This is a genomic window from Bradyrhizobium sp. 159, assembly GCF_023073795.1.
In the GTDB taxonomy this organism is placed as follows: Bacteria; Pseudomonadota; Alphaproteobacteria; order Rhizobiales; family Xanthobacteraceae; genus Bradyrhizobium.
Map to the genome: position 1 here is coordinate 33,916 of NZ_JADPKE010000053.1, position 22,155 is coordinate 56,070.

Genomic DNA, 22,155 nt, shown 5'->3' on the forward strand with positions numbered 1-22,155 from the left:
GAAGTCCCCGTTCCGCTTCAGTCGGTGATGAAGCCGTAGGTGCCGCGGTAATTTCTGGCCGGTTCGGTCCGACCGGGCACGCCGTAGATGCGGTTGATGTTGCCGATCAGCTCGGCCTGCGGATCGGAAGGCGCGGCGAAGCCGTCATCCGGCCGCGACAGATCCTTTTGCGCAACCGCGCGAACGACATAAGGCGTCACGATCACGACCAGTTCGGTCGCGTTGTTGACGAAGTCGCGGCTGCGGAACAGCGTGCCGAGGATCGGGAGCTGCATCAGCCCCGGCAGTCCGCTGACCGCCTGCTTGGTCTGCTGCTGGATCAGGCCGGCCATCGCCATCGCGCCGCCCGAGGGAATTTCCAGCGAAGTCTCGGCGCGACGGGTCCTGATCGAGGGCACCGTCAGCGAGTTCACCGACGTCGAGGTCACCGCCTGGGAGAGCGTGATCGCATTCTCGTTCGACAGTTCCGAGACTTCGGTCATCACGCGCAGGCTGATCTTGCCCTCGCTCAGAACCACCGGAGTGAAGTTGAGCGAGATGCCGAACTTCTTGAAGCTGATCTGGGTGGTACAGACATGCGTGGTCGGATCGCACGCATAGCCTGCCGGCACCGGGAATTCACCGCCGGCAATGAAGGTCGCCGACTCGCCGGAGATCGCGGTGAGATTCGGCTCGGCCAGCGTACGGATCACGCCCGCGGTCTCCATCGCGCGGAGGGTGGCCTGCACGGACGGCGTCGCGCCGAATTTCGTGGTCAGGTTGTTGCCGTCCACGAGATTGCGGCCAAGGGCCGTGAACGGGTTGGAGTTGGAGAAGCTCACCACGGAGGTGCCGTAGTTCAGGTTCGCGGAGAGGTCGATGCCGAGCTGCTTGACGATGTTGCGCTGGACTTCGGCCACCGTTACCTTCAGCATGACCTGATCGCGGCCGCGGACCACGATCGAGTTCACCACCTTGTCGGCGCCGCCGGCGAGTCGCGCGGCGAGATCATTGGCCTGCTGCGCTTCGAGCGGGTTCGCAGCCGTGCCGGTCAGGACGATGCCGTCGCCGAGGCCGTCGATCTGGATGTCGGAGTTGGGCAGGATCTGCTTCAGTGCGGCCCGCGCGCCGTTGAGGTCGCGCTTGACCGCGATGTCATAGGCCGCAATCTGCTGGCCGGCGGAATCAAAGAACACGATATTGGTCTGGCCGACCGAGGCGCCGATGATGTAGGCGCGCTGCGCCGAGCGGACCACCGCATTGGCGATCTTGGGGTCGGCGACCAGCACATCCTTGATGTCCCGCGGCAGATCGATGACGACAGATTTGCCGATGCCGAGCGAGAGGAAACGCGCGTTCATCTGGCCGTCGGCCGCGACCGGCACCACGGGACGGTAGTCGGCGGCGACCACCGGGCTGAGGGCCGGGTTCAGCGTCAGCGCGAGGACGGCCGAAAACGACAGGGCGCGAACCACTGAGGTTCGCATCGTCGCCAGATTTGCCCTGCATTTCATATCGACTGTGTTCATCGTGCTTTTGCCGTCTGACTTGGAATGCCGTAGCGAATGATCGAAACGCCGTCGCGCTTCTGCGCGGATTCGTCGAGCGTGATCTCGCTGAGCTTGACGTCGGATATGCTGCGCAATGCCAGCGACAGCGTTCCGGCCTGGCGGGCCGACGAAAGCGCCTGGGTCTGGGCCGCATTGAGCTCCAAGGTCACGGTTTTGCCGACCACCGTGTTCTGGCCGTCCTTCTCCTTCGGCGCTTGGTCGATGGCCAGGACGCGGATGTTGGCGAGGATGATCTCGGAGGTGACAATGTCCGGGGCGCCACTGCTCTGGTCCGGGTTCTTGAGGCGGCGCGTGAGGATCACATCGACGCGGTCGTTGGGCAGGATGAAGCCGCCTGCGCCGGTCTCCGGCGAGATCTCGGTCGAGATCGCCCGCATACCGGAAGGCAGGATTGCCGCCATGAAGCCGGAGCCGTCGGCCTTGACCAGCTTCTGGTCTCGGATCGGCTCACCCTGGATGAAGGGAGCGCGCGCGATCGAGCCGGTCACCTGGCTCGCGCCCTCGGGACGCTCGTTGCGGCGGATGAAGGTGGCGCTGGCGGTCGCGGCCGGCCAAGTCTGCCATTGCACGTCGTCCGGCTTCACTGTCTGGCCGAGACCGATATCGTTCTTGGCGACCAGAACGTCGACGGTCGGAAGCTGCGCGACCGGAGCCGGAGGCGGCGCAGAATTGTCCGTGCCGCTCGCCAGGTACGCGGCGACGCCGCCGGCGCCGATGGCGACCGTCAGGACGACAATGCGTGCCCTATTCATACGCTTCAGTTTCCAACAAAACGCCGCGACGCTGCCGCCGCCGTAATCGGCAGTTGACCAGCTATTCGTCAAAGCATGGTTAATGAGGCGTATCTAAATCGCCTTAACGCCTGGTTTACCCGGTGCGTTCAGCGCAGTACGAGGTGAGCGAGGTCGATCGCCTTCACCCATTCGGTCTCCGGGTAGACCATCAGCGCGCTCAGTGCGAGCGCGATTCCATAGGGAATGCCGCTCTCCTTGGCGTGCAGCCGTGCGAGCCAGGCCTGGCCCGCCAGTCCGTAGGGCAGCGGCCATTGCCGGAATTGGAGCAGGAGCAGCGTCAGCGCCCCGCCGAACAGCGACGCGTAGAGCAGGAAGTTCATCAGATGTGCAAAGCCGAACCAGAGTGCGACCGAGGCCGCGACCTTGGCATCGCCGCCGCCGACCCAGCCCATCGCAAAGCAGGAGAAGGCCACGATCAGGAGAAGTGCGCCGGCACCGACATGGCTCAGCACCTCGTAAGGTGCCATGCCACCGGCGAGGGCGAGGGCGAAGAAGCCTGCGACCAACGCCAGCGAAACGCGGTTCGAGATCGTCATCGTGAAGAGATCGCTCGCGGCGGCGAACGCCATGAGGGCCGGGAAGAGCAGAAGGCGCGCAAGGTCGAGGATCATGGGCTGCGTCTTGAGGCCTGGTTGTGTCGCGGAAGCTGGCGGCGCGGATGCTAGCCGGCAGTGCTAAACAAACCGACAACGGCAGCCGGGCGGCGGGGGTGGCACCGCCGCAAGCGTGCTCACCAGAGGCTGGCAATGCGCACGGCGAGGACGAGCGTCGCCAGCAGCAGCGCAAGGCAGACCCAATAGGCCGGCGAGCTGGTCTGCGACACCGCCTCGTTCGCCGCGACGGCGGCATCGGTTCTGTACTCGCGCAACGCCACTGGAACTCGCCGTCTTCAGAAAAACAAAGGCCCCGGAGGTCCGGGGCTTTTGCGGTCGCTCGTCAAGCCGCTTACTTCAGCGACGTGCTGATCGAGCCGAACTTGGTGTTCAGCGTGCTGCCGAGATTGTTGACGACGGTGATGATGGCCAGCGCGATGCCGGCGGCGATCAGACCGTATTCGATGGCGGTGGCACCGGATTCGTCCTTCGCGAAACGCGCAATCAGGTTCTTCATGAACAAAACTCCGTCTGGATGGGATCGCCTCGTTCGGCGCTGTCTTTGACGCGACGAACATGAGAGTCGAGCTCTTTCGGTAGCGTTAATTCATTCGAGCAAACCCGCTTGTGGCGCGGTGCTTTTGGCCAGAGTGAATTTCGTCTTAACGCGGCAGTTGAATTCGGTCTGTTCCGAATGCAGCGCATGCACCGCCGGCTTCACCCTCCCTTAAATCTAGCGGAGTAGGCCTAGGCGGGACCAGCAATTCGGAAGTGAGGCGACGATGTCGAGCCTGCCCATGCAAGTCGCCCTGATGCTCGGCGAGACGATCCAGAAGATGGTCCCCGTCACCCTGGTGCTCGCAGCAATCTTCACCGTGCTCGAGCATTTCTGGGCCTGCAATCCCGGCGCGCCGTGGTGGCGCAAGCGGGAGATCCTCACCGACATCTGCTACTGGTTCTTCGTGCCGGTGTTCGCCCGCACCATGCGGATCGGACTGCTGATCGTGGGCGCCGGCGTCGTCTTCAGCATCCGCGATGCCGACGACCTCATCGCTTTCTACGACAACGGCCATGGCCCGCTGTCACAGCTGCCGCTATGGCTACAGGCCGTGCTGTTCCTGGTGCTGTCCGATTTCATGCTGTACTGGCTGCACCGGCTTTTCCACGACGGTGGCTTCTGGAAGTACCACGCAATTCATCATTCGTCGGAGGAGATCGGCTGGATTTCCGCGGCGCGCTTCCATCCCGTCAACCTCATGCTCGGGACGATCAGCGTCGACGTCGTGCTGCTGATGGCCGGTATCTCCCCCAACGTGATGATCTGGGTCGGTCCGTTCACCACCTTTCATTCGGCCTTCGTGCACGCCAATTTGAACTGGACCTTCGGACCGTTCAGATACGTGCTGGCGACGCCGGTATTCCACCGCTGGCACCACACCTCGCTCGAAGAGGGCGGCGACACCAACTTTGCCGGGACGTTCCCGATCTGGGACGTGCTGTTCGGCACCTTCCGGATGCCGGAGGGCAGGCTGCCGCAGGATTATGGCAAGGACGAAGCGACCATGCCGAAGGAAATCGGCGGGCAACTCGCCTATCCGTTCCGCCGTTAGCGCGGCGCCGACGATTCGGAAGCTCCCTTCAAACAATAGTCGGCGAGTTTGCGGAACGTTCACGAATTAAGGGCAGGTTAGTCGGGTCGGGCACCGGCTCCGCTGTCTGATCGTTTCTGCCGGTTTGTGACGTCCCGGGGGTAAGAGTATGCGTAAAGAATTGCTGCGCCGTCAGGCGCGCGTCTGCCTTCTGGTTGCGGCCGCGATGCTGGCGTTGCCTGGTGCCGGCCTTGCCGAGCCCACCGCCGATACCATCGCCGTCAATGTCGACCAGGCCAAGCTGGTACGGCTCCCCGGCAAGGTCGCGACCATCGTGGTCGGCAATCCCCTGATCGCGGACGTCACGCTCCAGCCTGGCGGCATGATCGTCGTGACCGGGAAAGGCTATGGTGCCACCAATTTCATCGCGCTCGACCGGGGCGGCGAGATCCTGGTCGACCGCCAGATCCAGGTCGAAGGTCCGAGCGACCGGCTCGTCACCGTCTATCGCGGGATCGAGCGCGAGTCCTATAGCTGCCTGCCGCTTTGCCAGCGCCGCGTCACGCTCGGCGACAGCGATGCCTACTTCAACAACACGATGAACCAGGCGGGCACACTGAGCGGCAATGCCAGCGGCACGGCCGGAGCCGGCGCCAAGACCAACTAGCAGAACCGGCGAAGTTGCTCGGGCAGGATCGCCTGACCGGCCCGGACGCTGGCGCCTCCCACGAGGAGTTCTTCTCTCCGCGCGCCCTTGTTTCCGCGTGGCCGTCCTGTCTGCCTGCCTGTGCTTGGGCGTTCGCGGTTAACGCATGCTTAATGAGGCGGTCTGACCGGAGCGGATCGCCTGAAACACTTAAACAATCAGTTTTCGCTATTGAAACGGGCAGATGATTGCCGTTGCCGGGGAATTTGACGCGATGCCATCGCCTGCACCAACGAGGTTCACGCTGCTCGCCGCGCTGCGCCGGTTTCGCGGTAACCGCCGCGGCTCCGCGGTCGTCGAGTTTGCGCTGGTCGCTCCGGTGTTTTTCGCGTTGCTGTTCGCCATCATCGAGACGGCGCTGATGTTCTTCGCGGGCCAGGTGCTCGAGACCATCACGCAGAATTCCGCGCGCGTGGTTCTGACCGGGCAGGCGCAATCCGGTTCAGTGACGGCCTGCGCCGTCTCCGGCGTGAGCAAGCCCTGCACGCAAGCAACGTTCAAGTCCTATGTCTGTAGCCAGATTCCGGCGCTGTTCGATTGCAGCAAGCTCTATGTCGAAGTCACGAGCTTCTCGTCCTTCGCTGCGGTGACGCTGCCGACCCATATCGACGGCTCCGGAAATTTCGACACGAACACGAGCTACAGCCCGGGCGGTGCGGGCGACATCGTGGTGGTGCGGCTGTTCTATCAATGGCCGCTGTTCGTCACCGGCCTCGGCTACAACACCTCCAATCTTGCGGGCAGCAAGCGGCTGCTGGTTGCCACGGCCGCGTTCAAGAACGAGCCTTACTAAGACCAATGGATCTGGACGGAACGATGCAGACGATGTCGAGAATCTGGTGGGCGGCCCGCTGCGCCGTGGGCGAGTTCGTCGCGGACAGCAGGGCGCTCGCGGCGACCGAATTCGCGGTGATCGTGCCGCTGATGCTGGTGATGTTCTTCGGCACGGTCGAGTTCTCGTCGGCGGTGGCGATCGATCGCAAGGTGACGCTGATGGCGCGGACGCTGTCCGACCTCACCTCGCAATCGATTTCGGTCGGCGATACCGACATGACCAATTTCTTCGCGGCCTCGACCGGCGTCATGACGCCGTATCCCACCACGACGGTGTCGGCGACGATCAGCGAACTCTATGTCGACCCATCGACCCTGCAGGCGCATGTGCAGTGGAGCAAGGGATCCGCGCCGCGCACGGAGAAGTCCCCGGTCACGATTCCCACGACGCTTGCGGTCGGCGGCACCTACCTGATCTTCAGTGAGGTCAGCTACACCTACACGCCGACGATCGGTTACGTGCTCAAGAACGCGGTCACGCTGAGCGATGTTGCCTATACCCGCCCGCGCCAGTCCACCTGCGTCTATTACAGCCCGGCTACGGCCTGCACGGTCTACTGATCGCAGCGCCTCCTTCCGACATGAAAAAGGCCGTGCGTTGCGCACGGCCTTTTTGATTCCTTGGCTCGCCTGAGCTGGTCCGGGGCAATATCCGGGCTATGGGCCCGGCGGGCTCAGCCTGCGGCGCGGAGGTTGTCCGCTGCCGACTTTCCGGAGCGGCGGTCGGCCACGATCTCGTAGGAGACCTTCTGGCCTTCGTGCAGCGAGCCGAGGCCGGCGCGCTCGACGGCGCTGATGTGAACGAACACGTCCTTGCCACCGTCATCGGGCTGAATGAAGCCATAACCCTTGGTCGCGTTAAACCACTTCACGGTTCCCATGCTCACTGGGGTAGTCCCTTCTAGATAGCACCATGTAAGAGCCCGCTCGCGCAGGCAGGTTAGATCGAATTTTTGGAAAGGTCGTCAGCGTGTCTGAACCGGCTGTACCGGTGGATGCTAATGTCGTCCGGCCGAAAATCGATTAATTCATTTTATCGGAATTAGGGCTTCAAAACAATCCGGAGCGTACGATTTTTTGATCCGCCGCGAGGTGCGCGGCGGATCAGCATACAGACCAGAATTTTACTTCCGCGCTGAGGCGCCCGAAGACTAACGGCGGCGGAACTGGCCGCCGCGCTGCGCTCCACCCCGCGGCGGGCCGCCGGACGTGGCGGGACGCTCGTCCTTGTGGCGGAAAATCAGTCGGCCCTTCTCGAGGTCATAGGGCGACATCTCCACCGTCACGCGGTCGCCCGCGAGCGTCTTGATCCGGTTCTTCTTCATCTTGCCGGCGGTGTAAGCAACGATCTCGTGTCCGGCGTCGAGCTGCACGCGGTAGCGTGCGTCGGGGAGGATTTCGGTGACCAGTCCTTCGAACTGGATCAGCTCTTCCTTAGCCATGAATTTCTCCAGGTCGTGGACGGCTAGTGCGAAAAGGGTTTGCGATTCGGTTGACCGTTCGGCCGACTCTCGCGGCGCAAAAAGGCAACGCCTTGTATCCCATCAGGCGTCCCGGCGCTATGCGCGGAACGCTGTTCCGGACGGTCGGTTAGCGACGAATGCATCTTAGCACCGGAACGGCGGCGACGAGATGCCTTCGAAGCTTTCGGGCCAGTGCCGGGCCGCCCGTCAATATGCCGTCCCTCGCCGGGGCGTCCGTCGCCCTGCTTGCCGGCGCTGTGGTGGCGCCCGTCGCCATGCCTTTCGTCGGCACGCCGCCCGTCACCCTGCCCGTGCCGTGCGCCCTGCGGACGCTGGCCCGGGCGGCCTGGCCGACCTTGTCGTTGCTGCGGCGGGGGAGGACCGGCATCCCGGCGACCGGCATCGGTGCGGTGGTCCTCACGCGTCAACGCAACGCGGATCAGGCGCTCGATGTCGCGGAGATAGCCGAGCTCGTCACCGCCGGCAACCAGCGAGATCGCGGTGCCGTCGGCGCCGGCGCGCGCAGTGCGGCCGATGCGGTGGACGTAAGTCTCGGGCACGTTGGGCAGATCGAAATTGATGACGTGGGTGATGCCGTCGACGTCGATGCCGCGGGCGGCGATGTCGGTGGCGACCAGGGTACGGATCTCGCCCGACCGGAACTGGCCCAGCGTTCGTTCGCGATGGTTCTGTGACTTGTTCCCATGAATGGCGCTGGCGGGGATGCCCGCCTTCTCCAGTGTCTTTACGACCTTGTCGGCGCCGTGCTTGGTGCGGGTGAAGACCAGCGCCCGGTTGACCGGTTCTTCCTTCAGCAGCTTGGCGAGGAAGGCCGGCTTGGCCGAGAAGTCGACCTGGAGGATGCGCTGGTTGATCCGTTCGGCGGTCGAGGAGACCGGGGTCACCGCGACGCGGGCGGGATCACGCAGCATAGCGTCGGCGAGCTCGGCGATGTCCTTCGGCATGGTGGCCGAGAAGAACAGCGTCTGCCGCTTGATCGGCAGCTTGGCAACGATTTTGCGGATGTCGTTGATGAAGCCCATGTCGAGCATGCGGTCGGCCTCGTCGAGCACGAGGAATTCGACACTTGAAAGCTTCAGCCCGTTGCTCTGGACAAGATCGAGCAGGCGGCCGGGAGTGGCGACCAGAACCTCGACGCCCTGCATCAGCGAGCGGACCTGGCGGCCCATCGGCACGCCGCCGATGGCGAGTGTTGAGGACAGGCGGATGTGGCGGCCATAGGCATTGAAGCTGTCGAGGATCTGGCCGGACAGCTCGCGGGTGGGCGACAGCACCAGGACGCGGGCGGTCTTGGGCTGCGGCTTGATGCGGTTATCGAGCAGGCGATGCAGGATCGGCAGCGCGAAGGACGCGGTCTTGCCGGTGCCGGTCTGGGCAATGCCGACGACGTCGCGGCCGGTCAGCGCCAGCGGGACGGTCTGAGCCTGGATCGGGGTGGGGGTGACGTAGTTCTCTTCACGAAGAGCGCGTGCGATGGGTTCGGCGAGGCCGAAATCCTGAAACGAAGTCAAAAGAGGGGTTCTTTCCATGTCAAAGGCGGGCGCCCGGCGCATTCGGCGCGGCGCGCGCATAGGGTGTCGAGAAGACACCTGCGTGTTTGGGGTGTCGGATGGGCTTGGGAGATATGGGGCAAGCCAGAGGCCCGTAGGGGCTTAAGAACACGCAGCTCGCAACGACGGCTTGATTCGCAAGCAGTCTCGACCGTTCATATGGAACATCGTCGGGGCGCTTTCAAGGCGGGTTCGTCCTAAACGGTGGTTGCGGCGCAGAAATAGTTGTGCCGGAAATTTAGCCAAGACGGACGATTTGCATATAAAACAGGCCATCTGCCGCTTTCGCATACATTCCCATTGCCTAGGGTTTAGGCGAGCAGATCGCGGCGAGACTTAGAAAATAAGCCGTTTTCACAGCAAAACCAACGGCTTGAGGGCTGTCTAGCCCATGGCATGGTTCTTGCGAATCCGTTAATCGCAGGCGGCCGTGGGGCCGTTTCGCAGCGTTTTTCACGTCTGCGTCAGGGAGATGATACACTCATGCTTAGCAAATCCACTCACGATATAGCGGCGTCATTTAGCCGCCGCGGCGTCCTCGCCGCGACCGCCGGGCTGATGCTCGGTCTGGCTTCATTGACTGGCGCCAAGGCCGCGGACGACACGATCAAGGTCGGCGTGCTTCACTCCCTTTCCGGCACCATGGCCATCAGCGAGACCACGCTGAAGGACACCATCCTCTTCCTGATCGACGAGCAGAACAAGAAGGGCGGCGTGCTCGGCAAAAAGCTCGAGGCCGTCGTCGTCGACCCCGCTTCCAATTGGCCGCTGTTCGCCGAGAAGGCGCGCGAGCTGATCACGAAGGACAAGGTCGCGGTCGTGTTCGGCTGCTGGACCTCGGTGTCGCGCAAGTCCGTGCTGCCGGTCTTCAAGGAGCTGAACAACATCCTGTTCTACCCCGTGCAGTACGAGGGCGAGGAGAGCGAGCGCAACGTATTCTACACCGGCGCTGCGCCGAACCAGCAGGCGATTCCCGCCGTCGACTATCTGATGAAGGAAGAGAAGGTGAAGCGCTGGGTGCTCGCGGGCACCGACTACGTCTATCCGCGCACCACCAACAAGATCCTGGAAGCCTATCTGAAGTCGAAGGGTGTGGCTCAGGAAGACATCATGATCAACTACACGCCGTTCGGTCACTCCGACTGGCAGACGATCGTTGCCGACATCAAGAAGTTCGGCTCGGCTGGCAAGAAGACCGCGGTGGTCTCGACCATCAACGGCGACGCCAACGTTCCCTTCTACAAGGAACTCGGCAACCAGGGCATCAAGGCCAAGGACATCCCCGTGGTCGCGTTCTCGGTGGGTGAGGAAGAGCTTGCCGGCATCGACACCAAGCCGCTGGTCGGGCATCTCGCCGCCTGGAACTACTTCCAGTCGATCAAGACCAAGGACGGGTCGAACGAGAAGTTCATCAAGGATTGGCAGGCCTACACCAAGAACCCGAAGCGCGTGACCAACGACCCGATGGAAGCACACGTGATCGGCTTCAACATGTGGGTGAAGGCAGTCGAGAAGGTGAAGTCGACTGATCCGGACAAGGTGATCGATGCGCTTCCGGGCATCGAGGCGCCGAACTTGACCGGCGGCGTGTCGAAGATGCTGCCGAACCACCACATCACCAAGCCGGTGTTCATTGGCGAGATCAAGGGCAACGGCCAGTTCGACGTGGTCTGGAAGACCCCGGGTCTCGTTGCTGGCGATGCCTGGTCGAAGGAGCTCGACGGCTCCAAGGACCTGATCGGCGACTGGGTCGGCAAGAAGTGCGGCAACTTCAATACCAAGACCAACAAGTGCCTCGGTTCGGGCTCCTGATCCCGATCTGACGCTCCATTGCAAGATTGGAGAGGGCGGCGATCCCGCCGCCTTCTCCACCCATTTCCGCCGGGGTCATTCACAGTGCCAGCCCATTTGTCCGCCCGTCTCCGTTCGCTCCTGCTCTCGTTGTTCCTGATCGCGTTCGCGCTGCCGGCCTTCGCCGGTCCGTTCGAGGATGCGGTCACAAAATTCGCCAACGACGATTTTTCCGATACGGAAGAGGCGATCGGCGCGGTCGCAAGCAGCGGCAACCCGCTGGCATTGCCGATCATCAGCGCGCTTCAAGACGGCCGCCTCATGGCCGATCCAGATAGCAAGAAGGTCTATGTTACCGGCGCCGACGGCAAGTCGATCGATGCCGCGACCGGCCAGCCGGTGACCAGCATTCCCGACAGCGCGAGCGCGGTTCGCCTCAACAACCGTCTGCGCCGCAGCGTCGATGCCGCGGTCGGCGGCCTCACGCTGCAGTCGCCGGATGTCGGAACGCGCCTCCAGGCCGCGCAATCCGTGTTCAAGTCGCATGAGGAGACCGCACTCGAAGCCGTCGATGGCGCCCTCGCCAAGGAAACCAACCGATCCGTCAAGGCTGCGCTAGGCGAAGCCCGGGCGGCCATCCTGCTGTTCAAGTCGGACGCCACCGAGGTCGAGAAGCTGGAGGCCGTCGCCACGCTCAAGGCGCGCGGCGATCAGGAGGCGCTGGCGCTGCTCACCGGCATGGGCGACCAGCCGGCCTCGGTGACCAAGGCTGCCGCGAGCGCGATCGGCTCGATCCAAAGCTCGCTTGCGGTCTGGTCGATGGTGCAGAACGCCTGGTACGGCCTCTCACTCGGCTCGGTGCTGCTGCTCGCTGCGATCGGGCTCGCCATCACCTTCGGCGTGATGGGCGTCATCAACATGGCGCATGGCGAGATGGTGATGATCGGGGCCTACACCACCTTCGTGGTGCAGGAGGTGATCCGTACCCGCTATCCCGCCCTGTTCGACTATTCGCTGCTGATTGCCGTGCCGCTCGCCTTTCTCGTCGCCGGCGCCATCGGCGTCCTCATCGAGCGCAGCATCATCCGCTTTCTCTACGGCCGTCCGCTGGAGACGCTGCTGGCGACCTGGGGCCTGTCGCTGGTGTTGCAGCAGGCGGTGCGCACCATGTTCGGCCCGACCAACCGCGAGGTCGGCAATCCCTCCTGGATGAGCGGCGCGTTCGAACTCGGCCAGATCACTATCACGTATAACCGGCTCTGGATCCTCTGCTTCACGCTGGCCGTGTTCGCGATCCTGCTCGCGATGCTGCGCTACACCGCGCTCGGCCTCGAGATGCGCGCGGTGACGCAGAACCGCCGCATGGCGGCCTCGATGGGCATCGCCACCTCGCGCGTCGATGCGCTCACCTTCGGGCTCGGCTCGGGCATCGCCGGCATTGCAGGCGTGGCATTGTCGCAGATCGACAATGTCAGCCCCAATCTCGGCCAGAGCTACATCATCGATAGTTTCATGGTCGTGGTGTTCGGCGGCGTGGGCAATCTCTGGGGCACCCTGGTCGGCGCCTTCACGCTCGGCATCGCCAACAAGTTCCTGGAGCCGGTCGCAGGCGCCGTGCTCGGCAAAATCGCCATCCTGGTTCTGATCATCCTGTTCATCCAAAAACGGCCGCGCGGCTTGTTCGCGCTCAAGGGCCGTGCGGTGGAAGCATGACCCCTCACATGCTGACGCGATCGCTGGACCGCAGCGCGACGATTTTCCTCGCCGTCGTCGCGGCCTGCGGCATCCTCATCCCGCTCTCCAACCTGCTGCTGCCTGCGGGCTCGTTCCTTCAGGTGCCGACCTATCTCGTCGCGCTCTGGGGCAAATATGTCTGCTACGCCATCCTCGCGCTCGCGATCGACTTGATCTGGGGCTATTGCGGCATCCTCTCGCTCGGCCACGGCGCCTTCTTCGCACTCGGCGGCTACGCCATGGGCATGTATCTGATGCGACAGATCGGCACCCGCGGCGTCTACGGCAATCCGGTCCTGCCCGACTTCATGGTGTTCCTGAACTGGCAGAAGCTGCCCTGGTACTGGTACGGCTTCGACATGTTCTGGTTTGCGGCGCTGATGGTGCTGGTCGTGCCGGGCCTTCTCGCCTTTTGCTTCGGCTGGCTCGCCTTCCGCTCCCGCGTCACAGGCGTATATCTGTCGATCATCACGCAGGCGATGACCTATGCGCTGCTGCTCGCCTTCTTCCGCAATGATTTCGGCTTCGGCGGCAACAACGGCCTGACCGATTTCAAGGACATCCTCGGCTTCAACGTGCAGGCGGAGGGTACGCGCGCCGCATTGCTCGCGCTGAGCTGCCTGGCGCTGATCGTCGGCTTCCTGATCTGTCGCGCCATCGTCTCCTCCAAGCTAGGCAAGGTGCTGATTGCGGTGCGTGACGCGGAATCGCGGACGCGCTTCCTCGGCTACCGCGTCGAATCCTACAAACTGTTCGTGTTCACGGTGTCGGCCTGCATGGCCGGCGTCGCCGGCGCGCTCTACGTGCCGCAGGTCGGCATCATCAATCCATCCGAATTTGCGCCGGGCAATTCGATCGAGGCGGTGATCTGGGTTGCGGTCGGCGGCCGCGGCACACTGGTCGGCGCGGCGCTCGGCGCCGTCGTCGTCAATTACGCCAAGACCTTCTTCACCTCCGGCGTGCTCGCGCCGTACTGGCTGTTCATGCTGGGTGCGTTGTTCATCCTGGTGACGCTGCTGCTGCCGAAGGGCATCGTCGGCACCTTCAACGCCTGGTGGGACTCATCGAAGGAAAAGCGCACCGCCGCGGCCATTGCGAGCGCTGCGGCCGAAGATGGCGTCACCGAACCCAAGATGGCGGAGTAGCGCGATGAACGTCATGGATACCCGCGCCACCTCCGCGATGCTCTATCTCGACGGCGTGCACGTCTCGTTCGACGGCTTCCGCGCCATCAACAACCTGTCGCTGACACTCGAGCCCGGCGAGATGCGCGCCATCATCGGCCCGAACGGCGCCGGCAAGACCACGATGATGGACATCATCACGGGCAAGACCAAGCCGGACGAGGGCGCTGTGCTGTTCGATGGGGTCACCGATCTGACGCGGCTCGATGAGACCCGGATCGCCGAGCTCGGCATCGGCCGCAAATTCCAGAAGCCGACCGTGTTCGAGAGCCAGAGCGTGCAGGACAATCTCCTGCTCGCGCTCAATGTCGATCACTCGGTCCGGGGCACGCTGTTCTGGCGCGGCAGCAAAGCGGAGTCCGAGCGCATCGACAAGGTGCTGGAGACGATCCGGCTCACCGACGCCCGCAACCGTCTCGCCGGCAGCCTCAGCCATGGCCAGAAGCAGTGGCTCGAGATCGGCATGCTGCTCGCGCAGGACCCAAAGCTGCTCCTCGTCGACGAGCCGGTCGCCGGGATGACCGACGTCGAGACGCATCTCACCGCCGAGCTGCTGAAAGAGATCAACAAGACCCACACCGTGATGGTGGTCGAGCACGACATGACTTTCGTACGCGAGCTCGGGGTCAAGGTCACCTGCTTGCATGAAGGCACCGTGCTGGCGGAAGGCACCATCGACCAGGTCTCGTCCAACGAGCGGGTCATCGAAGTCTATCTGGGACGCTGAGCGATGCTTGAGGTCAAGGACATCAACCTGTTCTACGGCGCGGCGCAGGCGCTGCGCGGCGTCTCGATCTCGGCGGAGCCGGGCAAGGTGACTTGCGTGCTCGGCCGCAACGGCGTCGGCAAGACCTCGCTCTTGCGCGCCATGGTCGGGCAATATCCGATCTCCTCGGGCGCGATCGTGCTCGACGGCACAGACATCACGGGCCTGAAGCCCTACGAGCGCGCGCGCAGGGGCATCGGCTTCGTGCCGCAGGGCCGCGAGATATTTCCGTTGCTCACGGTCGAGGAGAACCTCAAGACCGGCTTCGGCCCGCTCAAGCGCGAGGACAAGCACATTCCGGATGACGTGTTCTCGCTCTTCCCGGTGCTGCAATCCATGCTCGGCCGGCGCGGTGGCGACCTCTCCGGCGGTCAGCAGCAGCAGCTCGCGATCGGGCGCGCGCTGGTGATGCGGCCAAAGCTGCTGCTGCTCGACGAGCCGACCGAAGGCATCCAGCCGTCGATCATCAAGGACATAGGCCGCGCCATCTCCTACCTGCGCAACCTCGGCAACATTGCGATCGTGCTGGTCGAACAATATCTCGACTTTGCTTGCGAACTCGGCGACAGTTTCGCGGTGATGGATCGCGGCGCGGTGAAGTTCACCTGCGACCGCTCCAATCTCGACGCGAGCGAAATCAGCCGCCAGATGGCGCTGTAGGCCATTCTGCCGCGACCGGCTGGGGAGGCGGATGCGCAGCGACTTTTCAGTCACATCAACCGTTTTCGAGGCGAACCGTGCCCGCGGCGCGGTGAGCTTCGATGTTCAGGCGCGCGACGGCGTGACGCGGCGTGGCACGTTGCATGAAAGCGGCTCGCTGCGCGTGCGCGTTCCGTCGCCAGAAGGCGAGGGGCTGTCTGGCGTGTTCGTCAACACGGCCGGCGGGGTCGCTGGCGGCGACCGCTTCGACATTGAGATCACGGCCGCTGATGCTGCGCGGCTGACGCTGACTACTGCGGCCGCAGAAAAGGTCTATCGTGCGCCGGGACAGGCGGCCGAGCTCAATATCGCGCTGAAGGTCGGCGCAGGCGCGCATCTGTCCTGGCTGCCTCAGGAGACCATCCTGTTCGATCGCGCCCGTGTCCATCGCCGCTTCGACATCGCGCTCGATGAGACGGCTTCGCTTCTGCTCTGCGAGATCGTGGTGTTCGGTCGCACCGCCATGGGCGAGCGGATGGAGCAGGGCGAGTTTGTCGATCGCTGGCGGCTCTCTCGCGGCGGCAAGCTGGTGTTCGCCGAAACCATCAGGCTCGACGGCAATATCGGCGCAAAACTCGGCCGATCTGCCGTTGCCAAAGATGGCGCCGCGATCGGCACGGCCCTGATCCTGCCTGGAGACGAGGCCCTGGTTGAGCGCCTGCGCGAAGCATCGGACTCGTTCGCGGGCGAGGTCGGGATATCCGCCTGGAATGGCTTTGCAATGGCGCGGTTCTGTGCCCAAGATGCGGCGCGTTTGCGCGCTGACATGATGGCGGTGCTGGCGCGCACCGGCGCCGTGCTGCCGCGGCTGTGGTTGAATTGACGTGTTGAACGGAAGAGATTTCGCATGAACCTGTCTCCCCGCGAAAAGGACAAGCTTCTGATCTCCATGGCCGCCATCGTGGCGCGCCGCCGGCTGGACCGCGGCGTCAAGCTCAACCATCCCGAGGCGGTCGCGATCATCTCCGATTTTATCCTCGAAGGCGCCCGTGACGGCCGCACCGTCGCCGAACTGATGCAATCCGGCGCGCAGGTGTTGACCCGCGATCAGGTGATGCCGGGAATTCCGGAGATGATCCACGATATCCAGGTCGAGGCGACCTTTCCGGACGGCACCAAGCTCGTCACCGTCCACGAGCCGATCAGGTAGGAGCAGACATGATTCCCGGCGAACTCTTCATCCAGGACGGCGAGATCGAGCTTAATGCTGGCCGCAAGACCGTGACGCTGACAGTCGCCAACACCGGCGACCGTCCGATCCAGGTCGGCTCGCACTACCATTTTTTTGAAACCAACCCGGCGTTGAAGTTCGACCGCAGACGCGCCCGCGGCATGCGCCTCGACATCGCGGCCGGCACCGCCGTCCGCTTCGAGCCGGGCCAGACCCGCGATGTCCAGCTCGTCGCCATGGCCGGCAAGAAGACGATCTACGGTTTTCGTGGCGAGGTGATGGGGAGGCTGTGAGTGCAATAACGGCGAGCGCAGCGCGACGCGATTGAGGCGAGTGCAGTGATCCACGGTGAGGTGAGCGCAACTGTCGCGCTCCCTCCCCCCTTGCGGGGGAGGGGCGGGGAGGGGGGTATGCCACACGACGAAGTCTCCCGGTCGCAAAGAACCCGTGCCAAGCAATTGCGGCGGGCGATGACGCCCGCGGAGACGCTTCTCTGGCGCCATCTTAAAGCTCACCGCTTGGCTCGCCTCGGGTTTCGCCGTCGAGCTCCAATGGGCGATTACATAGCCGATTTCGTTGCGCATTCCTGCAAGCTCGTCGTCGAGGTCGACGGTGAAAGCCACGAATTCGCGGCGCGCATACGTCACGATGAGGTGCGCGACGAGTGGTTCGCGTCGCGCGGATATCGCGTGTTGCGCTTCACCAATAACGACGTAATGAAGAACCTGGAGGGAGTGGTTCTCGCCATCCTTCAGGTAGCGGAGCCCGGAGCACCCCTCTCCCTGGCCCTCCCCCGCAAGAGGGGAGGGAACGGAGAGATCGGTGTATCTGATGGCGCGAAGGAGGCCTAAGCCATGCTCTCACCCATCCGCCTCGTCTCTGAAGCTGCCGAACTCGCTGCGCGCCGTCATAACGGCATGGCGCGCAAGGGGCGCGGCAACGAGCCCTATATCAATCATCTCGCAGAGGTCGCGAACCTGCTTGCGACCGCGACCGGTGGTGCCGATGCCGAGCTGGTGGCGGCCGGATGGTTGCATGATTCCATCGAGGACACCGACACCACGCGCGAGGAGCTGGCGCAGAGATTCTCCGAGCGTGTCGCCGCCCTCGTCGCGGAATGCACCGACGACATGAGTCTGCCGAAAGCCGAGCGACGGCGTCGGCAGGCGATGGACGCGCCAAAAAAATCCGCCGGCGCGAAGCTGATCAAGATTGCCGACAAGATCAGCAATACAGCGGCGCGCATTCAAACCGATTTGAGTGCCGAGGAGCACGACGAACTCGTCGATTACGTTGAGTGGGCCACGCAAGTCGTTGCGGGCTGCCGCGGCGGCAACGCGTGGCTCGACGAGAAGTTCGACGATGCCGTGAAAGCAGCGAGGGCCGTGCTGTGACCGACCAGTTATTCAAACGCATACGGGGCTTGTGATGTCCGTCAAAATAAAGCGGTCCGTCTATTCCGACATGTTCGGCCCGACCACCGGCGACAAGGTGCGTCTAGCTGATACCGACCTCATCATCGAAGTCGAGAAGGATTTCACAACCTACGGCGAAGAGGTGAAGTTCGGCGGCGGCAAGGTGATCCGCGACGGCATGGGCCAGTCGCAGGTCACCAACAAGCAGGGCGCCGCCGACACGGTCATCACCAATGCGCTGATCGTCGACCATTGGGGCATCGTGAAAGCCGACGTCGCCATCAAGGATGGCATGATTTCCGCGATCGGCAAGGCCGGCAACCCAGACATCCAGCCGGGCGTGACCATCATCATCGGTCCCGGCACCGATGTGATCGCGGGCGAAGGCAAGATTCTCACGGCCGGCGGTTTCGACAGCCACATCCATTTCATCTGCCCGCAACAGATCGAGCACGCGCTGATGAGCGGCGTCACCTCGATGCTGGGCGGCGGCACCGGCCCCTCGCACGGCACCTTCGCCACGACCTGCACGCCGGGGCCCTGGCATATCGCCCGGATGATCCAGTCGTTCGACGCCTTTCCGGTTAATCTCGGCATTTCCGGCAAAGGGAACGCCTCGCGGCCCGCCGCGCTGGTCGAGATGATCAGAGCCGGCGCCTGTGCGCTGAAGCTGCACGAGGATTGGGGCACGACGCCAGCAGCGATCGACAACTGCCTGTCGGTCGCCGACGATCACGACATCCAGGTCATGATCCACACCGACACGCTCAACGAATCCGGTTTCGTCGAGGATACGATCAAGGCGTTCAAGGGCCGCACCATCCATGCCTTCCACACCGAAGGGGCGGGCGGTGGTCACGCCCCCGACATCATCAAGGTCGCGGGCCTGAAAAACGTGCTGCCGTCCTCGACCAATCCGACGCGGCCCTTCACGCGCAACACCATCGACGAGCATCTCGATATGCTGATGGTGTGCCACCACCTCGACCCCTCGATCGCGGAAGATCTGGCTTTCGCCGAGAGCCGCATCCGCAAGGAGACCATCGCCGCCGAGGACATCCTGCATGATCTCGGCGCGCTCTCGATGATGTCCTCGGACTCGCAGGCGATGGGCCGCCTCGGCGAGGTCATCATCCGGACCTGGCAGACCGCCGACAAGATGAAGAAGCAGCGCGGATCGCTGCCGCAGGACAAGGGCAAGGGCAACGACAATTTCCGCGTCAAGCGCTACATCGCCAAATACACCATTAATCCCGCGATCGCGCACGGCGTGTCGAAACTGATCGGCTCGGTCGAGAAGGGCAAGCTCGCCGATCTCGTGCTGTGGTCGCCGGCCTTCTTCGGCGTCAAGCCGGACTGCATCGTCAAGGGCGGCAGCATCGTCGCAGCGCCCATGGGCGATCCCAACGCCTCGATCCCGACGCCGCAACCGGTGCACTACCAACCGATGTTCGGTGCCTTCGGCAAGGCGCGCACGGCGTCCTCCGTTGTCTTTACCTCGAAGGCCGCCGTCACCGGAGGTCTTGCGCGAAAACTCGGCATCGATAAGACGCTCTATGCCGTCGAGAATACCCGCGGCAAGATCTCCAAGAAGAGCATGATCCACAACGACGCCATGCCCAAGATCGAGGTCGATCCGGAGACCTATGAGGTGCGCGCCGACGGCGAGCTGCTCACCTGCGCCCCCGCCGAGGTGCTGCCGATGGCGCAGCGATATTTCATGTACTGAAATAGCCTGTGCTGCATGCCTCGGGGTTGTTTTCCGGTCTTGAGTTCGACCCTGCCTGGTCTAATGTCCCGCCGGTATCTTGAACCCAGAAGAAAAGCCGGGAGGATTTCTCGTGATCTATGTCGTTGCCACCTTGACCATCAAGCCCGAAACGCGCGCCGAATTCATTGCAGCCGCCACCGCCTGCATCAAGGAGACGCGGAAGGAGCCCGGCAATATCGCTTATGATTTGCACGAGAGCGTCACCGACCCTGCCAAAATGGTGTTCGTCGAGCAGTGGGAGAACGCCGAGGCGCTGGTGCCGCATCGTGCCATGGAGCATATGAAGACGTTCGGCCGCGTCGCGGTGAAGTGCTTCACGGCGCCGCCGAAGATCGAGGTGATCACGCCCGAGAAGGTCGAGACACGGTAAACGGGGTAAACGCATGATCCGGGCGACGCAGGTCAGGGGGCAGCACCGCTTCACGGAAGCACCCGTGGATACGGTGGTGCTTGATTTCGACGATCGGCACCGTCGCCGCATGGCCATGACGGGGACGCGGGGGCTCGAATTCCTGCTCGACCTGGAGCATGCCGTCGCGCTGCGCGGCGGCGATGCGCTGGTGCTGGAGGACGGCCGGCTGGTGGAGGTGGTGGCGGCGCCCGAACCGCTGCTGGAGATCCGCGGCCACGATCCGCACCATCTCATCCGCGTCGGCTGGCACCTCGGCAACCGCCACCTGCCGACGCAGATCATGGCCAAGGCCTTGCGTATCCGCCGCGACCACGTCATCGAAGCCATGGTGAAGGGTCTCGGCGCCCGCGTGATCGAGATCGAGGCGCCGTTCGATCCCGAAGGCGGCGCCTATGCCGACGCCGGTCACGCGCATGGTCACGACGCCCATGCGCATCACGATCACGGCCACCATCATCACGAACGTGACCATGATGATCATGGTCACGATCATCACCATCACCACGACGAGCATTGCGACCACCGCGACCATCACCACGGCCACAAGCATGCTCATGACCACAAATGAGCCGGTCGGCGCCGCTGACCTCGCCGAGCGCGAGGCGGCGGCGCTGTACCGGTTGATGACCTGGTTGTCGCCGGCGTTTCCTGTCGGTGGTTTCTCCTACTCCAGCGGCATCGAATGGGCCGTCGAGGCCGGCGACATCACCGATACCGCGACGCTGGCCGACTGGCTCGACACTATGCTCGGCGACGGCTCCGGCCTTTGCGATGCGACGTTCCTGGTCCATGCCTATCGCGCCGCGGAAGCCGACGAGAGCACCACTTTGAACGATACCGCCGAGCTCGCGGCCGCCTTCGTGCCGTCGCGCGAACGACAGCTGGAAACGACCTCCCAAGGCCGCGCCTTCATCGACATCGCGCGCGCGGCGTGGGATGCCGATGGGCTGGATGTGATGGTCGCGGCATGCCGCGCGCCATTGGTCTATCCGGTCGCCGTCGGCGTGGTCGCCGCGATGCATGGTGTCCCGCTGGCGCCGACGCTGCACGCTTTCCTGCATGCGCTGGTCTCAAACTGGATTTCCGCGGCCAGCCGTCTCATTCCGCTGGGCCAGACCGACAGCCAGCGTGTGCTGGTGACGCTGGAAGCCGCCGTCGCCGCGACCGCCAATCGTGCCCTGAAGGCGACATTGGACGATCTCGGCAGCGCGACTTTCCGCGCCGATCTCGCCAGCCTCCGGCACGAGACACAATATACGCGGCTGTTCAGATCGTGAGCACGTTGCGTCACACTCCGCCAGGACGACGATAGGAAGGAATCAATGGCTACGTCTCACGGCCCCTTACGTGTCGGCGTCGGCGGCCCGGTCGGATCGGGCAAGACCGCGCTGATGGACCTGCTCTGCAAGACCATGCGCGAGCGCTATGACATCGCCGCGATCACCAACGACATCTACACCAAATGGGATGCCGAATACCTCGTGCGTTCGGGTTCGCTGACACCGGATCGGATCGCCGGGGTCGAGACCGGCGGCTGCCCGCACACCGCGATTCGCGAGGACGCCTCGATGAATCTCGCGGCGGTGGCGGACATGCGCGCGAAATTTCCGGGCCTCGATCTCGTGCTGATCGAGTCCGGCGGCGACAATCTCGCTGCCACTTTTTCCCCAGAGCTGGCCGACCTCACCATCTACGTCATCGACGTTGCCGCCGGCGACAAGATTCCGTCCAAGGGCGGCCCGGGCATCACCCGGTCAGACCTTCTTGTCATCAACAAGATCGACCTGGCGCCCCATGTCGGGGCCTCCCTGGAAAAGATGGAGACGGACGCCAAGCGCATGCGCGGCCAGCGTCCCTTCGTCATGACCAACCTGAAGAAGAGCCAGGGGCTCGACCGCATTGTCGAGTTCATCGAGGCCAAAGGTGGCCTGAGGCGGGCAGGCTGACCGACGCGACGACTTGGCGCAGGTGATTTTCGCCGTTGACGGGTGAAGCAGGCCCAGAGCGGCGGAACAAATTTTAGACACGGAGATTAACTACCTCCGCCTCGGGGCAGCCATTCCGGCCTGACCATCGGCCGGGCGGATTAAGCTTGTCAGCCGACCTACGTTG

27 protein-coding genes are annotated in these 22,155 nt (G+C 63.6%); 19 read left to right on the top strand and 8 right to left on the bottom strand.

Going from position 1 to position 22,155, the window contains the following annotated elements; genetic code table 11:
* Positions 1-17: 17 nt before the first annotated feature.
* The 5 genes from IVA96_RS14135 to IVA96_RS14155 form a co-directional block, all read right to left on the bottom strand.
* On the bottom strand, positions 18-1,493 hold the full coding sequence (locus tag IVA96_RS14135; RefSeq protein ID WP_247277937.1) for a type II and III secretion system protein family protein: 1,476 nt from the start codon (positions 1,491-1,493) through the stop codon (positions 18-20).
* Between the two features lie 11 nt (positions 1,494-1,504).
* A complete protein-coding gene (cpaB, locus tag IVA96_RS14140) occupies positions 1,505-2,302 on the bottom strand; it encodes a Flp pilus assembly protein CpaB (RefSeq protein WP_247277836.1) in 798 nt (265 codons plus the stop codon).
* A gap of 128 nt (positions 2,303-2,430) precedes the next feature.
* A complete protein-coding gene (locus IVA96_RS14145; protein WP_247277835.1) occupies positions 2,431-2,955 on the bottom strand; it encodes a prepilin peptidase in 525 nt (174 codons plus the stop codon).
* 119 nt (positions 2,956-3,074) lie between these two features.
* On the bottom strand, positions 3,075-3,212 hold the full coding sequence (locus IVA96_RS14150) for a hypothetical protein (RefSeq protein WP_247277941.1): 138 nt from the start codon (positions 3,210-3,212) through the stop codon (positions 3,075-3,077).
* A gap of 77 nt (positions 3,213-3,289) precedes the next feature.
* Positions 3,290-3,454, bottom strand: a complete 165-nt coding sequence (locus tag IVA96_RS14155) for a Flp family type IVb pilin (RefSeq protein WP_129274995.1) — start codon at positions 3,452-3,454, stop codon at positions 3,290-3,292.
* Between the two features lie 265 nt (positions 3,455-3,719).
* Here IVA96_RS14155 and IVA96_RS14160 point away from each other — a divergent pair, with 265 nt between their 5' ends.
* The 4 genes from IVA96_RS14160 to IVA96_RS14175 all read left to right on the top strand — a co-directional run bounded on the left by IVA96_RS14160 (position 3,720) and on the right by IVA96_RS14175 (position 6,627).
* Positions 3,720-4,547, top strand: a complete 828-nt coding sequence (locus IVA96_RS14160) for a sterol desaturase family protein (protein ID WP_247277834.1) — start codon at positions 3,720-3,722, stop codon at positions 4,545-4,547.
* Positions 4,548-4,695: 148 nt separating this feature from the next.
* Positions 4,696-5,193: a pilus assembly protein N-terminal domain-containing protein gene (locus IVA96_RS14165; RefSeq protein ID WP_247277833.1), complete on the top strand. Its 498-nt coding sequence runs from the start codon at positions 4,696-4,698 to the stop codon at positions 5,191-5,193.
* A 253-nt stretch (positions 5,194-5,446) separates the two neighbouring features.
* Positions 5,447-6,025: a TadE/TadG family type IV pilus assembly protein gene (locus IVA96_RS14170; RefSeq protein WP_247277832.1), complete on the top strand. Its 579-nt coding sequence runs from the start codon at positions 5,447-5,449 to the stop codon at positions 6,023-6,025.
* Between the two features lie 23 nt (positions 6,026-6,048).
* Positions 6,049-6,627, top strand: a complete 579-nt coding sequence (locus IVA96_RS14175; protein ID WP_247277831.1) for a TadE/TadG family type IV pilus assembly protein — start codon at positions 6,049-6,051, stop codon at positions 6,625-6,627.
* A 113-nt stretch (positions 6,628-6,740) separates the two neighbouring features.
* Here the strand turns inward: IVA96_RS14175 and IVA96_RS14180 are convergent, their stop codons facing one another.
* The 3 genes from IVA96_RS14180 to IVA96_RS14190 form a co-directional block, all read right to left on the bottom strand.
* On the bottom strand, positions 6,741-6,953 hold the full coding sequence (locus tag IVA96_RS14180; protein WP_247277830.1) for a cold-shock protein: 213 nt from the start codon (positions 6,951-6,953) through the stop codon (positions 6,741-6,743).
* 264 nt (positions 6,954-7,217) lie between these two features.
* Positions 7,218-7,508 (bottom strand): translation initiation factor IF-1, encoded by a 291-nt coding sequence (gene infA / locus IVA96_RS14185; RefSeq protein WP_011084263.1) that lies wholly within the window; start codon positions 7,506-7,508, stop codon positions 7,218-7,220.
* 23 nt (positions 7,509-7,531) lie between these two features.
* Positions 7,532-9,103 (bottom strand): DEAD/DEAH box helicase, encoded by a 1,572-nt coding sequence (locus IVA96_RS14190; protein ID WP_247277829.1) that lies wholly within the window; start codon positions 9,101-9,103, stop codon positions 7,532-7,534.
* A gap of 480 nt (positions 9,104-9,583) precedes the next feature.
* Here IVA96_RS14190 and urtA point away from each other — a divergent pair, with 480 nt between their 5' ends.
* The 15 genes from urtA to ureG all read left to right on the top strand — a co-directional run bounded on the left by urtA (position 9,584) and on the right by ureG (position 21,989).
* Positions 9,584-10,912: an urea ABC transporter substrate-binding protein gene (urtA, locus tag IVA96_RS14195; protein WP_247277828.1), complete on the top strand. Its 1,329-nt coding sequence runs from the start codon at positions 9,584-9,586 to the stop codon at positions 10,910-10,912.
* 84 nt (positions 10,913-10,996) lie between these two features.
* Positions 10,997-12,604, top strand: a complete 1,608-nt coding sequence (gene urtB / locus IVA96_RS14200) for an urea ABC transporter permease subunit UrtB (protein WP_247417913.1) — start codon at positions 10,997-10,999, stop codon at positions 12,602-12,604.
* The gene (gene urtC / locus IVA96_RS14205; RefSeq protein ID WP_247417916.1) at positions 12,601-13,770 is read left to right on the top strand and encodes an urea ABC transporter permease subunit UrtC; all 1,170 of its coding nucleotides are present in this window, start codon (positions 12,601-12,603) and stop codon (positions 13,768-13,770) included. Before urtB ends, urtC begins: the two co-directional genes overlap by 4 nt.
* Before the next feature lie 4 nt (positions 13,771-13,774).
* The gene (gene urtD / locus IVA96_RS14210) at positions 13,775-14,536 is read left to right on the top strand and encodes an urea ABC transporter ATP-binding protein UrtD (RefSeq protein ID WP_247417918.1); all 762 of its coding nucleotides are present in this window, start codon (positions 13,775-13,777) and stop codon (positions 14,534-14,536) included.
* A 3-nt stretch (positions 14,537-14,539) separates the two neighbouring features.
* Entirely contained in the window at positions 14,540-15,235 is a 696-nt protein-coding gene (gene urtE / locus IVA96_RS14215; protein ID WP_247277824.1) for an urea ABC transporter ATP-binding subunit UrtE, read from the top strand.
* Positions 15,236-15,266: 31 nt separating this feature from the next.
* Entirely contained in the window at positions 15,267-16,097 is an 831-nt protein-coding gene (locus tag IVA96_RS14220) for an urease accessory protein UreD (protein ID WP_247417921.1), read from the top strand.
* A 24-nt stretch (positions 16,098-16,121) separates the two neighbouring features.
* Positions 16,122-16,424: an urease subunit gamma gene (locus IVA96_RS14225; protein WP_027553946.1), complete on the top strand. Its 303-nt coding sequence runs from the start codon at positions 16,122-16,124 to the stop codon at positions 16,422-16,424.
* 8 nt (positions 16,425-16,432) lie between these two features.
* Positions 16,433-16,738: an urease subunit beta gene (locus tag IVA96_RS14230; protein WP_247277822.1), complete on the top strand. Its 306-nt coding sequence runs from the start codon at positions 16,433-16,435 to the stop codon at positions 16,736-16,738.
* 117 nt (positions 16,739-16,855) lie between these two features.
* On the top strand, positions 16,856-17,296 hold the full coding sequence (locus tag IVA96_RS14235; RefSeq protein WP_247277821.1) for an endonuclease domain-containing protein: 441 nt from the start codon (positions 16,856-16,858) through the stop codon (positions 17,294-17,296).
* 3 nt (positions 17,297-17,299) lie between these two features.
* Complete coding sequence (locus tag IVA96_RS14240; RefSeq protein ID WP_247277820.1) at positions 17,300-17,839, top strand: HD domain-containing protein; 540 nt, start codon at positions 17,300-17,302, stop codon at positions 17,837-17,839.
* Between the two features lie 34 nt (positions 17,840-17,873).
* A complete protein-coding gene (ureC, locus tag IVA96_RS14245) occupies positions 17,874-19,589 on the top strand; it encodes an urease subunit alpha (RefSeq protein ID WP_247277819.1) in 1,716 nt (571 codons plus the stop codon).
* Between the two features lie 112 nt (positions 19,590-19,701).
* Positions 19,702-20,001, top strand: coding sequence for a putative quinol monooxygenase (locus IVA96_RS14250; protein WP_007599815.1), 300 nt, complete (start codon positions 19,702-19,704; stop codon positions 19,999-20,001).
* Between the two features lie 13 nt (positions 20,002-20,014).
* On the top strand, positions 20,015-20,611 hold the full coding sequence (locus tag IVA96_RS14255; protein ID WP_247277818.1) for an urease accessory protein UreE: 597 nt from the start codon (positions 20,015-20,017) through the stop codon (positions 20,609-20,611).
* The gene (locus IVA96_RS14260; protein ID WP_247277936.1) at positions 20,592-21,320 is read left to right on the top strand and encodes an urease accessory protein UreF; all 729 of its coding nucleotides are present in this window, start codon (positions 20,592-20,594) and stop codon (positions 21,318-21,320) included. The genes IVA96_RS14255 and IVA96_RS14260 overlap by 20 nt, the downstream gene beginning before the upstream one ends.
* Before the next feature lie 45 nt (positions 21,321-21,365).
* Positions 21,366-21,989 carry an urease accessory protein UreG gene (gene ureG / locus IVA96_RS14265; protein WP_247277817.1) on the top strand — a complete coding sequence of 208 codons (624 nt, stop codon included), beginning with the start codon at positions 21,366-21,368 and terminating at the stop codon, positions 21,987-21,989.
* Positions 21,990-22,155 lie beyond the last annotated feature (166 nt).